A 14,021-nucleotide genomic window follows, 5' to 3' on the forward strand; every position below is an offset into this window, starting at 1 on the left:
TATCCGAACAGCCGCCAGACCTGGCGGCTTTTTTGTTTCAGCCGGCAGGTCTCCCAATCAGGAGCATAAGCCGTGTTGACGACCACAGACGATCTTCGGGTCAAGGAAATCAGAGAACTGAGCACACCCGACGAGGTGATGCGGGAAATACCGCGCACGCTGACGGCGACGCGCACCGTTGCCGCATCACGCAATGCCATCCACGCCGTGCTGACCGGCGCCGACGATCGGCTGGTGGTCGTCGTCGGCCCCTGTTCGATCCACGACCCGACCGCCGCCGTAGACTATGCCAGCCGTTTGGCATCGCTGCGTGAAAGCCTGTCGGACCGGCTGGAGATCGTGATGCGGGTTTATTTCGAGAAACCGCGCACGACGGTCGGCTGGAAGGGCCTGATCAACGATCCCGACCTCGACGGCAGCTTCAACATCGACAAGGGGTTGCGGATGGCCCGCAACGTGCTCTCCGCCGTCAACAATCTCGGCCTTCCGGCGGCCACCGAATTCCTCGACATGGCCACCCCGCAATATATTGCCGACCTCGTCGCCTGGGGCGCGATCGGCGCACGCACGACAGAGAGCCAGATCCATCGCGAGCTGGCGTCAGGCCTGTCCTGCCCGGTCGGCTTCAAGAACGGCACCGACGGCAATCTGCGGATTGCCGCCGAAGCCGTGAAGTCCGCCGCCCAGCCGCATCATTTCATGGCGGTGACAAAGGGCGGGCGCAGCGCCATCGCGACGACCACCGGCAACGAGGACTGCCACGTCATCCTGCGCGGCGGTATTGTGCCGAATTATGACGCGGCAAGCATTGCTGCTGCCTGCGCTGAGCTCGGCCGGATCGGCGTGGCGCCGCGGCTGATGATCGATGTCAGCCACGCCAACAGCAGCAAGAAGCCGGAAAACCAGCCGCTGGTGGCGGCTGACATGGCGGGCCAGATCGCGGCGGGCGACGAACGCATCGTCGGCATCATGATCGAGAGCAACCTCGTCGCCGGCCGGCAGGACGTCGTGCCCGGCAAGCCGCTCGTCTATGGCCAGAGCATCACCGATGGCTGCATCGACTGGGCAACCACCGAGACGGTGCTCTACGGCCTTGCCGACGCCGTCGAGCGGCGCCGGTCGGCGAGACGTGCCATGATCGCCGGCCGGCCAGGAGCCGCCTGAGGCGGCCAATGCCGGCCCTGACCCTTCTCCCCTTGTGGGAGAAGGTGGATCGGCGCGCAGCGCCGAGCCGGATGAGGAGTGCTGGAAGAAACTCGGCGTAAAATATTGAGGGATTTTAAGCGGTTATTTCTTCGCTGTAGCGATCCGTCCAACACCCCTCATCCGACCGAGCTTCGCTCGGCCACCTTCTCCCACAAGGGGAGAAGGGGAGACCAGCGCGGACTTACTACCGCACCTCCATCCAGCGCTGTTCTGCGAACGAGCGCGCCATCGCGTGTACCGTGCGCTCGATCTCCAGGCCTTCGTCGAAATCGATGATCCGCGCCGGCTTGCCGGCAAGCCGCGTCAACAGCTCCCGGCATTCGATGATCTTGAGATCATTAAAGCCAAGGCCGTGACCGGGCGCCGGCAGGAAGGCGTCATAAGGCTTATGATGCGGCGCCACCAGGATGGTGCGGTAGCCTTGCTCGGTCGGCCGGTCGGCCGTCAGATAGAGCTGGAACTCATTCATCCGCTCCTGGTCGTACAGGATCGAGCCCTTCGAGCCAAAAATCTGGATGGCGATCCGGCCTTTGCGGCCCCAGGCCGAACGGTTGACCAGCAGCGTGCCGGCGATGCCGTTTTCGAGATGCATCAGGATGCTGGCGATGTCGTAGGTCTCGACCGCGCGGCGCCCGCCCGAGGCGACGCGGCGGTCGGCATAGGGTTTGGCCATGTCGCACATGACACGGGCAACGCGGCCGAACAGTACGGCGATGAGCGACAGCGGATGCACGGCGAAATCGTCGAGCGCGCCGTAACCGGACGCCGCCTCGTGCTTCCAGAAGAACAGCGCCTCCGGATCGGCCATGAAGTCCTCGTCCATCTCGATACGCAGATGGTTGACCTCGCCGATGATCTTCTCGTCGAGCAGCGCGCCGATATGGCGGATCGCTGGGTTCTGAATATAGTTATAGCCGAGCGCGGCGACCTTGCCGGACTTTTGGGCCGCCGCGGCCATTGCTTGCGCCTCGGCGAAGCTCGGCGCCATCGGTTTTTCACACCACAGATGCTTGCCGGCTTCGAGGATGGCGATGGCCATTTCCGGGTGGAACTGGTTCGGCGTGGTCAGCGAAACGACATCGACTTCCGGGTCGTCGACGACGGCGCGCCAATCGCCGGAGGCCTTGGCGAAGCCGAATTCGCTGGCACGGCGTTTGGCAAGATCCTCGTTGACCTCGCCCAGATGGACCAGCCTTGGCTTGGCCACATCGGGAAAGACGGTGCCGACCGCGTTCCAGGCAATGGCGTGGCACTTGCCCATGAAACCCGTGCCGATAAGACCTACCCCGACCATCCGCTTGCCTCCCTGTGTGCAAAATTTGTGTGGATGAATTAGTCCATTTTGTCTGGAGATGGAACGCTTGTCTCATTTTTTATGGTGTTCTTGCACAGGCCCGCTATGATGGGGCACAGAGGGAACCAGACGATGAGCCTGGGCGGAGCGACGATGGACGAACGGGTGCCGCGCGATTTCGAGACGCTGCGGGCGACGATCCTGGAGCGGCGCCACAGCTTGCCGAAACGTATCGCCCAGATCGCCGCCTATGCGCTCGATAACCCAGACGATATCGCCTTCGGCACCGCTGCCAGCATCGCCGCTTCCGCCGGTGTCCAGCCTTCGACCCTGATTCGCTTTGCCCAGCAGCTTGGTTTTGATGGTTTCACCAGCCTGCAGTTGGTGTTTCGCGAGCGCCTGCGCGAGCGCAACTCATCCTATGATGAAAGGCTGGCGGCATTGCGCGCCAAGGCCGAGGAAGGCGCCGGCCACCGCGCGATTTTCGACGGTTTTGTTGCCGCAGCCAGTACCTCGCTCAACGACATTTCGCGCACGCTGAATGAAGACCATTTCGAAGATGCAATCACCGTGTTGGCCAAGGCCGAAACCATTTACGTGCTGGCCAAGCGGCGCTCCTACCCGGTCGCCTCCTATATCGCCTATGCATTGGGCAAGCTCAAGATCCGCAACCAGCTGATCGAATCGGCCGCCGGCCTCAATGCAGAGATGATCGGCTTTGCCTCTCCAAGGGACGCCGTGATCGCCATCAGCTTTTCGCCCTATGCCCCGGCCACCATCGAGGAGGCGCGCGTCATTTCGGAGCAAGGCGTGCCGATCGTGGCGATTACCGACAGCTCCTTTTCGCCACTCGCCCAATTCGCCAGGGTCTGGTTCGAGGTCGCCGAGGCCGATTTCGCCGGCTTCCGCTCGCTGTCGGCGACGATGGCTTTGGCTATGGCGCTGACCGTCGCGGTCGGCGAGAAGCGGCGCGATACTGGCAAGAAGCGCAAGCCTTAGATCACCTCTATTGCCGTTTCGCCTTCTGCCGAAAGCCGCGCTGCGTCGCGGGCAGGCGGCGACCCGAACTGGCGGGCATACTCCCGGCTGAACTGGGAAGCACTCTCATAGCCGACGGCGAAGGCGACACGTGCGACGTTGCCCGGCTGGGCAATCAGCAGATGGCGGGCTTCCAGCAAGCGGATTTGCTTTTGATACTGGATTGGGCTCATGGCCGTCGCCGCCTTGAAGTGACGATAAAACGCAGCACTGCTCATACGGGCAATCTCGGCCAGATCGCCGACCCGGACCGGCTGATGGGGATGCGAACGGATCCAGGCGATCGCCCGGCCAATCCGGGACAGATGGCCATCGGCGCGCGCAAGCTCACGAAGCTTTCCGCCTTGGGGGCCTTGCAGGAGCCGAAACAGCATCTCTCGCTCGATCATGGTCGCGAGCACGGGAATCTCCGCTGGCCGGTCAAGCAGCCGCATCATTCGACGCAACGCGTCGAGCAGATCGTCATCAGCGGGAGAGGTGGAGAAACTGTCGCCACTGAGGGCCGGCGCGTGCTCGACGAGGAGCCCGGCGACGGCCTGCAGGTCAAGGGTCAAGCCAATGGCCAGGTAAGGACGCGCCGCGCTCGCTTCGATTATCTGGCTGATGGTGGGCGTCTCGACAGTATAGATGAAATAGCTGGCCGGATTGTAACGAAGAGCCCGGTCGCCGATCAGAACCGTCTTCGCGCCCTGCAGTACGAATAAGATCCCCGACCCCCACACCCTTGGCATTGGCGCCGTGGCGACTTCGCTACGGCCTATCGAAATGCGGGGAACCGCCGTTCTTGTTCGTCGCCCGCGCGCATGGCGGCTGGCGATCTCGATCAACTCCTGCAGCGCTTCGCTCATTGCGCCAGCATCGCGCATTCGCACCGGCGGCGCAACAGCGCGAGAGGATTAGGCAAGAGCCGGAGAATTTCCGGCGCGCAACCCCCGCTGCCTCGCACCATTTGTGGGTCTTCCACAAGAAAAATGGAGACACCGATTATGAGAACATCGAAAAGCGCGCTGGTGACCGGCGCCAACAAGGGTATAGGCCGTGAAATCGCCCGGCGACTGGCGACCATGGGCTTCAAGGTCTGGCTCGGCGCCAGGAGCGCCGAACGCGGCATGGCGGCGGCGCAGGCATTGCGCGCCGAAGGCCTCGACGTGGAGTGGCTTGAGCTGGACGTCACGCGGGATGACAGTGTGAAGGCGGCAGCCGAGGCATTCAGGCAGGCCAGCCCCTGCCTCGACGTGCTGGTGAACAACGCCGGCGTCGCCATCAATTACGACCTGCCGCCGAGCCAGCAGCGGATCGCCGACATCCAGGCCACCTACGACGTCAATGTCTTCGGCCCGATCCGCGTGACCCAGGCATTCCTGCCGCTGCTGCTAGCAGCACCTGCTGCCCGGATCGTGATGGTGAGCAGCTCCACCGGGTCCATCGGCCGGGCGCTCGATCCCGCCACTGCGAACCACGCCGTTAACATGATGGGCTACGGCAGCTCCAAGACGGCCTTGAACGCCATCACCGTGGCCTTCGCCAGGGAGCTCGCGCCGCAAGACATCAAGGTCAACGCCGCGGCGCCCGGCTATACCGCCACCGATCTCAACGAGTATAGAGGTCACCGCACGGTGCAGCAGGCGGCCGAGATCGTCATTCACCTGGCGACCCTGGACGCCGATGGCCCGACCGCCGGGTTCTTCAACGATGATGGCCCGCTTCCTTGGTAAATCAGCTGGTTTCAGTGGTAGACACTTGACGTTCGTCTGACTTCAAAGTTTCTGAACGCGCGAGCCTTGCACAGCACTTTTCAGCCTTGGGAATGCTCGTTCCATATTGACTATGGATTGGAATTATTATTTCATATTGCCGGCGCCACGCTGCCGCTCGCGCGTGTTACCCAAGACAACAAAGCCGATGGGAGGTTCGAATGGGCGAAGCCGTGGAAGCGAGACATGCGCCGCTCGACATCATCACAATCGGCCGCGCTTCCGTCGATCTCTATGGTCAGCAGATCGGCTCGCGCCTCGAGGACATTACTTCCTTTGCCAAGTCGGTCGGCGGCTGTCCGGCCAATATCGCGGTCGGTACTGCCAGGCTCGGCCTGCGCTCGGCGCTGCTCACCCGCGTCGGCAATGAGCAGATGGGCCGCTTCATCCGCGAGCAGCTGACCCGCGAGGGCGTTTCGGTCCAAGGCCTCAAGACCGATCCGGAGCGGCTGACCGCCCTGGTGCTGCTGTCGGTCGAGGATGAAGGCGTCTCGCCGATGATCTTCTATCGCAGCGATTGCGCCGACATGGCGCTTTCGAAAGACGATATCGATGAGGCGTTTATCGCTTCGGCACGCGCGGTCGTCGTCACCGGCACGCATTTTTCACGGCCCAACAGCGACGCCGCCCAGCGCAAGGCGATCCGTGTCATGAAAGCCAAGGGCGGCAAGGTGGTGTTCGACATCGACTACCGCCCCAACCTCTGGGGTCTCGCCGGCCACGCCGAAGGCTTCGAGCGCTATGTGAAATCCGACCGCGTCTCGGCGCAGTTGAAGACGGTGCTGCCCGATTGCGATCTCATCGTCGGCACCGAAGAGGAAATCATGATCGCCTCGGGCGCAGACGATTGCCTGAGCGCGCTGAAAACCATCCGCTCGCTGTCGGCGGCAACCATCGTGCTGAAACGCGGCGCCATGGGCTGCATCGTCTATGACGGGCCGATCAGCGACGACCTCGAGGACGCTATCGTCGGCAAGGGATTTCCAATCGAGGTCTACAATGTGCTCGGCGCCGGCGACGCCTTCATGTCGGGCTTCCTGCGCGGCTGGCTCGGCGAGGAAGGCTTGGCGACGGCGGCGACCTGGGCCAATGCCTGCGGCGCCTTTGCCGTGTCGCGGCTGCTCTGCGCACCGGAATACCCGACTTTCGAGGAATTGCAGTTCTTCCTGAAAAACGGCAGCAAGCATCTGGCGCTGCGCAAGGACGAGGCGATCAATCACATCCATTGGGCGACCACGCGCCGGCGCGACATCCCCTCGCTGATGGCGTTCGCCTGCGACCACCGCGTCCAGCTGGAGGATGTCGCGGCAAAAGCCGGCGCCGATCCGTCGCGAATCCCAGCTTTCAAGGTGCTGACGGTCAAGGCTGCGGCCAAGGTTGCGGCTGGCCGCGCCGGCTACGGCATGCTGCTCGACGAAAAATACGGACGCGAGGCGATGTTCGAATTCGCCCACCATTCCTTCGCCTGGCTCGGCCGGCCGGTCGAGTTGCCGGGTTCGCGGCCGCTTCGCTTCGAGTTCTCGCAAGACATAGGTTCGCAACTGACCGAATGGCCGGTCGACCACTGCATCAAGTGCCTGTGCTTCTATCATCCCGACGATCCCGCGGCGCTGAAGAGCGAACAGCAGCAGAAACTGCGCGCTTTGTTCGAGGCCGCGCGGAAAGTGGGTAGAGAACTTCTCATCGAGATCATCGCCGGCAAGCACGGCAAGCTCGACGACATGACGATCCCGCGGGCGCTGGAGGAACTCTATGCGCTGGGCATCAAGCCCGACTGGTGGAAGCTCGAGCCGCAGGCTTCGGCCGGCGCATGGGCAAAGATCGAAGCGGTGATCCTGAAGCACGATCCGTGGTGCCGTGGAATTGTGCTGCTTGGCCTGGAAGCGCCGCAGGACGAGCTGGAAGCGGCCTTCGCCGCCACCGCCAAGGCGCCTATCGTCAAAGGCTTCGCTGTCGGCCGCACCATCTTCATTAACGCGGCCGAACAATGGCTTGCCGGCAAGATGTCGGACGAGGAGGCGGTGGCCGACATGGCATCGCGTTTCGAAAAACTGACCGAGGCATGGCTTGCCGCGCGCGGTCGCAAAGCGGCATAAGAAGGCGCGACATAAGCACTGCGGAGGAACCGACATGACCAAGACAATCCGCCTGACGATGGCGCAGGCGCTGACCCGCTTTCTTGCCCGACAGATGACCGAGATGCACGGCAAGAAAGTGCCGATCTTCGGCGGAGTCTGGGCGATCTTCGGCCACGGCAATGTCGCCGGCGTCGGCGAGGCGCTCTACCAGGTTCGCGACGAACTGCCGACCTTCCGTGCCCATAACGAGCAGGCAATGGCGCATGCGGCGATCGCCTACGCCAAGGCCAATTTCCGCCGTCGCTTCATGGCCGCGACCAGTTCGATCGGCCCCGGCGCGCTCAACATGGTGACCGCTGCGGCACTTGCGCATGTAAACAGGTTGCCTGTCCTGTTTCTGCCCGGCGACGTCTTCGCCAATCGCATTCCCGATCCCGTCCTGCAGCAGGCCGAGGATTTTTCCGACGGCACGGCGACGGTCAATGACTGCCTCCGCCCGGTGTCGCGCTATTTCGACCGCATCACGCGGCCGGAGCAGATCATGCCGGCGCTCAATCGCGCCATGCAGGTGCTGACCGATCCCGCCGAATGCGGCCCGGTGACGCTGGCGCTGTGCCAGGACGTGCAGGCCGAGGCTTATGATTATCCGGAGAGCTTCTTTGCCGAACGGGTCTGGACGCCGCGACGGCAGCGGCCGGACCGCAACGAACTGGCGGCCGCAGTCGCGGTACTCAAAGCGGCGAAAAAGCCGCTGGTGATCGCGGGCGGCGGCGTACTCTATTCGCAGGCGTCCGAGGATCTGGCAAAACTGGTGCAAGGCGCCGGCATTCCAGTTTGTGAGACGCAAGGCGGCAAATCCTCGCTCCCGGACGATCATCCGTTGAACATGGGCGCGGTCGGCGTTACCGGCACTTCGGCGGCCAACAGGCTGGCCGAAGAGGCCGACGTCGTGCTTGCCGTCGGCACCAGACTGCAGGATTTCACCACCGGCTCCTGGGCATTGTTCAAGCATGCCGGCAGGACCATCATCGGGCTCAACGTGCAGCCTTTTGACGCCGGAAAGCACCAGGCGCTGCCGCTGGTCGCCGATGCGGCGGAAGGGCTCGCCGAACTCGCTGCGGCGCTGAAAGGCTGGAAAGCCCCTTCAGGCTGGACCGACAATGCGATCGCGGGCAAGAAGAACTGGCAAGCGGATGCCGACAAGGTGACGGCGTCGACCAATGCCGCCTATCCGTCCGACGCGCAAGTGATCGGCGCAGTACAGCGCGCCATGGGCTCCGGCGTGGTACTGCTTCATGCGGCCGGCGGCTTGCCCGGCGAATTGCACAAGCTATGGCAGGCGGGCGCGCCCGGCTCCTACCACGCAGAATACGGCTTCTCGACAATGGGCTATGAAATCGCCGGCGGGCTTGGCGTCAAGATGGCCAAGCCGGACGAAGACGTCGTGGTCATGATCGGCGACGGTTCTTACCTGATGCTCAATTCCGAGATCGCGACCTCGGTGATGCTCGGCCTCAAGCTGACCATCGTGCTGCTCGACAACCGCGGCTATGGCTGCATCAACCGGTTGCAGATGGCGACCGGCGGCGCCAACTTCAACAATCTGCTGAAGGACACCCGTCACGAAACCTTGCCCGAGATCGACTTCGCCGCGCATGCTGCGAGCATGGGTGCGATTGCCGAAAAAGTGCCATCGATCGCCGGGCTGGAAACGGCGCTGGCGCAAGCGAGGAAGAACACGCGAACGACGGTACTGGTTATCGACACCGACCCGCTGGTTTCGACCGAGGCTGGTGGAAGCTGGTGGGATGTCGCAGTGCCGGAAGTCTCGGCACGGCCGCAAGTGAATGCGGCGCGCAAGAAATATGAGGAAGCGCTGAGCGGGCGGGTTCTTTAGCCATCCGCGAACGCGCCTCGAATGTCTGAAACTGGAGTGACGACTTGAAAGCCAAACTGGGCATGTCCCCCATTGCATGGTGGAACGACGATCTTGCCGAACTCAGCGATGATGTGTCGCTGGAGGAGTGCCTGCGCCAGTCGCGCTCGGCTGGCTTTACCGGAATGGAAATGGGCCGCCGCTTTCCCAACGATCCGCAAATCATGCTGCCGATCCTGAAAGAGGCCGACGTGACGCTTTGCGGCGGCTGGTTCTCGGGGACGCTGGTCGACGAAGACATGGCGAAGAACAAGGATCGTATCCAGCCGATGATCGACCTGTTCAAGGCGGTGAACGCGCCATGCATCGTCTATGGTGAAGTCGGCCGCTCCATCCAGGGCGACCGCTCGAAGCCGCTCGCCAGCAAGCCCAGGCTTTCGGACGAGGAAATGAAAGCCTACGCCCGGCGGCTCACGCAGTTCGGCGAATGGTGTGCAGAGCAAGGCATGCCGCTCTCCTACCATCATCATATGGCGGCAGTAGTTGAGACCGAGCCAGAGCTAGATGCCTTCATGCGCTATTCGGGAGAAGGCATTCCATTGCTGCTCGACGCGGGTCACCTGGCCTTTGCCGGCGGCGATGTGCTGCGCGCTATTGATAACCACCACCCGCGCATCAACCACGTGCATGTGAAGGACGTACGCATGGAGGTGATCCAAAAGCTGGATCGCAACACGCAATCCTTCCTCGACGCGGTGGCACTTGGCGCCTTCACCGTGCCGGGAGATGGCTCGCTGGATTTTGGCGCCATCGTCCAGAGGCTCGCCGACCATGGCTATGAAGGCTGGTTCGTGGTCGAGGCCGAGCAGGATCCGAAGAAGAACCCGCCGCTCAAGATGGCGCAGGTCGGCTACAAGGAATTGATGCGGGTGATGACAGCGGCCGGCTATACGGTGGAGACACAGGGCTTTCCCAATGCTTGAGGCTCGCGAGGAAGGGCTGATCCGATGCCGGGGGTGATCCGATGAAAGACTCCGAGCACCCGTTTTTCCGGCCGCTGTGGCGGCGCGTTGCCGTTGTCGCGGTCTGCCTGGTCTGGTCGGTGATCGAATTCGCCACCGGCACGCCGTTCTGGGGCGTGATCGCGCTCGGCTTCGCCGGCTATGCCGTCTGGCAATTCTTCTATCTCTACAAGCCGGCTGACGAGGACAAGTCATCGGCGGACGCCGAACCGAAGGAATGACCATGTCGAAGCTGCTCGTCAAAGCCAATAAGGGCCACGGCCGCGTCGCTCATGTGACGCCGCAAAACGCCGGCTGGACCTATGTCGGCTTCGATCTGCATCGGCTCAGGCCCGGCGAGAGCGCTTCCGGGCAAACCGCGGATCGTGAGGTCTGCCTGGTGTTCGTCACCGGCAAGGGCAAGGCCAAGGCCGGCGGCAAGGATCTCGGCTTGCTGGGCGAACGCATGTCGCCGTTCGAAGGCAAGCCTTGGTCGGTCTATGTGCCGCAGGGGTCGGAGTGGTCGGTGAGCGCCGATACCGATCTCGAACTTGCCGTCTGTTCGGCGCCAGGACTGGGCGGCGGTCTGCCGGTCCGTGTCATCGCGCCCGACGATCTCGGCCAGGAGGTTCGCGGCAAAGGCACCAACACGCGCTATGTCACCAACATCCTGCCGGAGGGCAAGCCGGCCGATTCCTTGCTGGTGGTGGAGGTCATCACACCCGGCGGCCACACATCGAGCTATCCGCCGCACAAGCACGACCAGGACAATCTGCCGGCTGAATCTTATCTCGAGGAGACCTATTACCACCGTCTCAACCCGCCACAGGGCTTTGCTTTCCAGCGCGTCTACACCGATGCCGACGAGAACGGTGCTCGTTCGCTCGACGAGGCGATGGCGATCGAGGACGGCGACGTCGTGCTGGTCCCCAAGGGTTATCACCCCTGCGCAGCCTGCCACGGCTATGATCTCTATTATCTCAACGTCATGGCCGGACCGAAGCGGACGTGGAAATTCCACAACGCGCCCGAGCACGAATGGCTGATGAAGGCCTAACCACTTCCCCTTCGCCCCAACCGCTGGTCCAAGCGAAAAATCGTCGGCTAACGACCCGGCTGTGTGGTTTTGTTACCGAAAACGCCGCAAAGCTTCGTCAATTCGTCATGGAAATCACCTATGGCAGCGGGGCTGACGAGGACTTTCGATGCGCTACGCGATCTATTTCACCCCCCGACAGGACGAACCGCTGGCACGGATCGCCGCCGACTGGCTCGGCCGCGACCCATTCGGTGCCGCCACAAAGCCGGTCGAGGCTGCGGGCGAGTTGTCGGCGGCAGAAGTTGCCTTCCATACCGCCTCGGCGCGCCGCTATGGCTTTCATGCGACACTGAAGGCGCCCTTCAGACTGGCCTCCAACGAGACGGAAACGTCGCTTCGTGCAGCACTCGACGATTTTGCCGAGGCGACGCCGGTGGTTACGATCCCGCGCCTCGTCGTCAGCCAGATCGACGGCTTCTTCGCGCTGTTGCCGGAAGCACCGCTGCCGGCGCTCAACCGCTTCGCCGACGACGTGGTGCGCGACTTCGACCGCTTTCGCGCGCCGTTGACGGAAGCCGAGATCGAACGGCGCAGCCCCGATTCGCTGAAGCCCGACGAGTTCCGCAATCTCTGCCAGTGGGGCTATCCCTATGTCTTCGAGACGTTTCGCTTCCATATGACGCTGTCCGGCCGGGTGTCGTCACAGGAAAGCCCTCGTCTTCGCCTAGCAATCGACAGCCTGTTTGCGGACGTGCTGCAACGGCCGGTGGCGGTGGACGCGCTGACGCTGTTTGTGGAAACTGAACCGGGCGCACCGTTCATGGTGCTGTCCCATCACGCGCTCGGGCGCCGCCCGGCCAGAAGAACTGCCTAAATGGCTATTTGCTTTAACCGCATGGTGCGAAGCCAATTCATTTTCAATTGGCTGCAAAATGCTGCAAGGACTGCCTGAAATGACTGCCGAGACCGTTCTTGACAATGCCCGTATTGTGCTGGCCGACCAGATCGTCGAAGGGTCGATCGTGCTGCGCGACGGCATGATCGCCGCCATCGATGCCGGACCCGGCCGCAGCGGCGAGGACATGGGCGGCGACTTCATCATCCCTGGCCTGGTCGAGCTCCACACCGATCATCTCGAAGGCCATTACGCGCCACGGCCGAAAGTGCGCTGGAACCCGATCGCCGCGGTGCTCGCCCATGACGCGCAGGTGGCGACCGCCGGCATCACCACCGTGCTCGACGCCTTGCGTGTCGGCATGGACGAGGATGCCGACCTGACGGCCGCCGACATACGCAAGCTGGCCGACGCGATCGAGGACAGCGTGCAGCAGGACCGGCTCAGGGCCGACCATTTCCTCCATCTGCGTTGCGAGGTTTCGGCGCCGGACTGCCTCACAGCCTTCGCCAATTTCGACGGCGACGAGCGGGTCAGGCTGGCGTCGCTGATGGACCATGCGCCCGGACAGCGCCAGTTCGTCAATTTGGAAACCTACGCCTATTACTACCAGCGCAAGCTGAAGCTGACCGATCGCGATTTCCAGAAATTCTGCGAAAAGCGGATGGCGGAATCGGCGAGGAATTCGAGCCCGAACCGCAGCTTCATCGCCGCTGCCTGCCAAGAGCGCGGCATCGTGCTCGCCAGCCATGACGACGCAACCGTCGGCCATGTCGACGAAGCGATCGAGCAAGGTGTGCGCGTCGCCGAGTTCCCGACCACCGAGGAGGCGGCGCGGGCTTCAAAAGAGGCAGGGCTCGGCGTATTGATGGGCGCGCCGAACGTCATGCGCGGCGCGTCGCATTCGGGCAATGTCTCGGCCCGCACGCTGGCCGGCGATGGCCTGCTCGATATCCTGTCGTCGGACTACATTCCCTTCAGTCTGATCCAGTCAGCCTTCTTCCTCGGCGACGTGGTCGAGGGCATTTCCTTGCCACAGGCGGTGGCGATGGTCTCGAAGAACCCGGCCGAGGCGGTCGGCCTCACCGATCGCGGTGTCATCGAGCCCGGCCGGCGCGCCGATCTGGTTCGCGTGCGCGTCGACGACCATGTCCCGGTCGTCCGCACGGTCTGGCGGCAGGGACGCCGAGTCGCATGATGGTGTCGGCATCGGTCGAGCGTGAATTGTCCGCTACGGGATTTCCGATCCGCGACGGTGTCTTCGTCGCCGTCGTCGGGCCGAGCGGTGCCGGCAAGGACACGGTGATCGGCTATGCGCGCGCCGTGTTTGCCGACGAGAGCCGGCTGGAGTTCGTGCGCCGGGTGATCACCCGGCCGAGCGATGCGGCCACCGAGGATCACGACACGCTCGCCGACGTTGCCTTCGTCGAGGCCGAAGCGGATGGCGCCTTCGCGATTTCCTGGGAGGCGCATGGCCTGCGCTATGGCATCCCGGCCGAAGTCGATTGGTCGGTCTCAAACGGCCGTGTCGCGATCGCCAACGTCTCGCGCGCGATCATCCCGGCGCTGCGGGAGCGCTACGCCAATCTGGCTGTCGTCGAGATCACGGCTACACCGGATATCCTGGCCGAGCGGCTGGCATTGCGCGGTCGCGAATCGCGCGGCGAAGTGCTGGCACGGCTGGCGCGCAGTGCCAATGTCGCGCTGTCCGGACCGGGTGTCACCTCGATCGACAATAGCGGCCCTCGTGAAGCCGCCGGCGAGCGCTTCGCCGAGGTGCTGCGCAAGGCCATGGCCTTCTCCGACATGTCGGGCCTTATCTAAAGTAGCGCCCATCCGA

At 63.3% G+C, this 14,021-nt stretch carries 13 protein-coding genes; 11 read left to right on the forward strand and 2 right to left on the reverse strand.

Annotated elements, in window-relative coordinates; translation table 11 throughout:
* Positions 1–72: 72 nt before the first annotated feature.
* Positions 73–1,164, forward strand: a complete 1,092-nt coding sequence (locus NKI24_RS06320) for a 3-deoxy-7-phosphoheptulonate synthase (RefSeq protein ID WP_352743954.1) — start codon at positions 73–75, stop codon at positions 1,162–1,164.
* A 226-nt stretch (positions 1,165–1,390) separates the two neighbouring features.
* Here NKI24_RS06320 and NKI24_RS06325 read toward each other — a convergent pair whose 3' ends face one another.
* Positions 1,391–2,500, reverse strand: a complete 1,110-nt coding sequence (locus tag NKI24_RS06325; RefSeq protein ID WP_352453015.1) for a Gfo/Idh/MocA family protein — start codon at positions 2,498–2,500, stop codon at positions 1,391–1,393.
* A 153-nt stretch (positions 2,501–2,653) separates the two neighbouring features.
* Here NKI24_RS06325 and NKI24_RS06330 point away from each other — a divergent pair, with 153 nt between their 5' ends.
* Positions 2,654–3,499, forward strand: a complete 846-nt coding sequence (locus NKI24_RS06330; protein WP_023677514.1) for a MurR/RpiR family transcriptional regulator — start codon at positions 2,654–2,656, stop codon at positions 3,497–3,499.
* On the opposite strand, the gene NKI24_RS06335 is transcribed toward NKI24_RS06330, so the two are convergent.
* On the reverse strand, positions 3,496–4,386 hold the full coding sequence (locus NKI24_RS06335; protein WP_352743957.1) for an AraC family transcriptional regulator: 891 nt from the start codon (positions 4,384–4,386) through the stop codon (positions 3,496–3,498). The genes NKI24_RS06330 and NKI24_RS06335 overlap by 4 nt on opposite strands.
* A 138-nt stretch (positions 4,387–4,524) precedes the next feature.
* On the opposite strand from NKI24_RS06335, the gene NKI24_RS06340 reads away from it, so the two are divergent.
* The 9 genes from NKI24_RS06340 (at position 4,525) to phnN (ending at position 14,005) form a co-directional block, all read left to right on the forward strand.
* The gene (locus NKI24_RS06340; RefSeq protein WP_352453013.1) at positions 4,525–5,253 is read left to right on the forward strand and encodes an SDR family oxidoreductase; all 729 of its coding nucleotides are present in this window, start codon (positions 4,525–4,527) and stop codon (positions 5,251–5,253) included.
* A gap of 200 nt (positions 5,254–5,453) precedes the next feature.
* The gene (locus tag NKI24_RS06345; protein ID WP_352743959.1) at positions 5,454–7,388 is read left to right on the forward strand and encodes a bifunctional 5-dehydro-2-deoxygluconokinase/5-dehydro-2-deoxyphosphogluconate aldolase; all 1,935 of its coding nucleotides are present in this window, start codon (positions 5,454–5,456) and stop codon (positions 7,386–7,388) included.
* A gap of 34 nt (positions 7,389–7,422) precedes the next feature.
* Positions 7,423–9,267, forward strand: coding sequence for a 3D-(3,5/4)-trihydroxycyclohexane-1,2-dione acylhydrolase (decyclizing) (gene iolD, locus NKI24_RS06350; protein WP_352743961.1), 1,845 nt, complete (start codon positions 7,423–7,425; stop codon positions 9,265–9,267).
* Positions 9,268–9,311: 44 nt separating this feature from the next.
* Positions 9,312–10,229, forward strand: coding sequence for a myo-inosose-2 dehydratase (iolE, locus tag NKI24_RS06355; RefSeq protein ID WP_352743962.1), 918 nt, complete (start codon positions 9,312–9,314; stop codon positions 10,227–10,229).
* Between the two features lie 41 nt (positions 10,230–10,270).
* Positions 10,271–10,489, forward strand: a complete 219-nt coding sequence (locus NKI24_RS06360; RefSeq protein WP_352453009.1) for a DUF3329 domain-containing protein — start codon at positions 10,271–10,273, stop codon at positions 10,487–10,489.
* A 2-nt stretch (positions 10,490–10,491) separates the two neighbouring features.
* A complete protein-coding gene (iolB, locus tag NKI24_RS06365) occupies positions 10,492–11,304 on the forward strand; it encodes a 5-deoxy-glucuronate isomerase (protein WP_352743965.1) in 813 nt (270 codons plus the stop codon).
* 148 nt (positions 11,305–11,452) lie between these two features.
* Positions 11,453–12,160 carry a DUF1045 domain-containing protein gene (locus NKI24_RS06370; RefSeq protein ID WP_352453007.1) on the forward strand — a complete coding sequence of 236 codons (708 nt, stop codon included), beginning with the start codon at positions 11,453–11,455 and terminating at the stop codon, positions 12,158–12,160.
* 79 nt (positions 12,161–12,239) lie between these two features.
* Positions 12,240–13,379 carry an alpha-D-ribose 1-methylphosphonate 5-triphosphate diphosphatase gene (locus NKI24_RS06375; protein ID WP_352453006.1) on the forward strand — a complete coding sequence of 380 codons (1,140 nt, stop codon included), beginning with the start codon at positions 12,240–12,242 and terminating at the stop codon, positions 13,377–13,379.
* Positions 13,376–14,005 (forward strand): phosphonate metabolism protein/1,5-bisphosphokinase (PRPP-forming) PhnN, encoded by a 630-nt coding sequence (phnN, locus tag NKI24_RS06380; RefSeq protein ID WP_352464731.1) that lies wholly within the window; start codon positions 13,376–13,378, stop codon positions 14,003–14,005. Before NKI24_RS06375 ends, phnN begins: the two co-directional genes overlap by 4 nt.
* Positions 14,006–14,021 lie beyond the last annotated feature (16 nt).

The organism is Mesorhizobium sp. M0701 (assembly GCF_040320365.1).
GTDB lineage: Bacteria > Pseudomonadota > Alphaproteobacteria > Rhizobiales > Rhizobiaceae > Mesorhizobium.

Bases quoted from the DNA above. Each gene is read 5' to 3' on its own strand.
- iolD (WP_352743961.1), top strand. From the start codon at position 7,423: ATGACCAAGACAATCCGCCTGACGATGGCGCAGGCGCTGACCCGCTTT.
- NKI24_RS06360 (WP_352453009.1), top strand. From the start codon at position 10,271: ATGAAAGACTCCGAGCACCCGTTTTTCCGGCCGCTGTGGCGGCGCGTT.
- NKI24_RS06335 (WP_352743957.1), bottom strand. From the start codon at position 4,386: ATGAGCGAAGCGCTGCAGGAGTTGATCGAGATCGCCAGCCGCCATGCG.
- phnN (WP_352464731.1), top strand. From the start codon at position 13,376: ATGATGGTGTCGGCATCGGTCGAGCGTGAATTGTCCGCTACGGGATTT.
- NKI24_RS06375 (WP_352453006.1), top strand. From the start codon at position 12,240: ATGACTGCCGAGACCGTTCTTGACAATGCCCGTATTGTGCTGGCCGAC.
- NKI24_RS06345 (WP_352743959.1), top strand. From the start codon at position 5,454: ATGGGCGAAGCCGTGGAAGCGAGACATGCGCCGCTCGACATCATCACA.
- NKI24_RS06325 (WP_352453015.1), bottom strand. From the start codon at position 2,500: ATGGTCGGGGTAGGTCTTATCGGCACGGGTTTCATGGGCAAGTGCCAC.
- NKI24_RS06370 (WP_352453007.1), top strand. From the start codon at position 11,453: ATGCGCTACGCGATCTATTTCACCCCCCGACAGGACGAACCGCTGGCA.
- iolB (WP_352743965.1), top strand. From the start codon at position 10,492: ATGTCGAAGCTGCTCGTCAAAGCCAATAAGGGCCACGGCCGCGTCGCT.
- NKI24_RS06330 (WP_023677514.1), top strand. From the start codon at position 2,654: ATGGACGAACGGGTGCCGCGCGATTTCGAGACGCTGCGGGCGACGATC.
- NKI24_RS06340 (WP_352453013.1), top strand. From the start codon at position 4,525: ATGAGAACATCGAAAAGCGCGCTGGTGACCGGCGCCAACAAGGGTATA.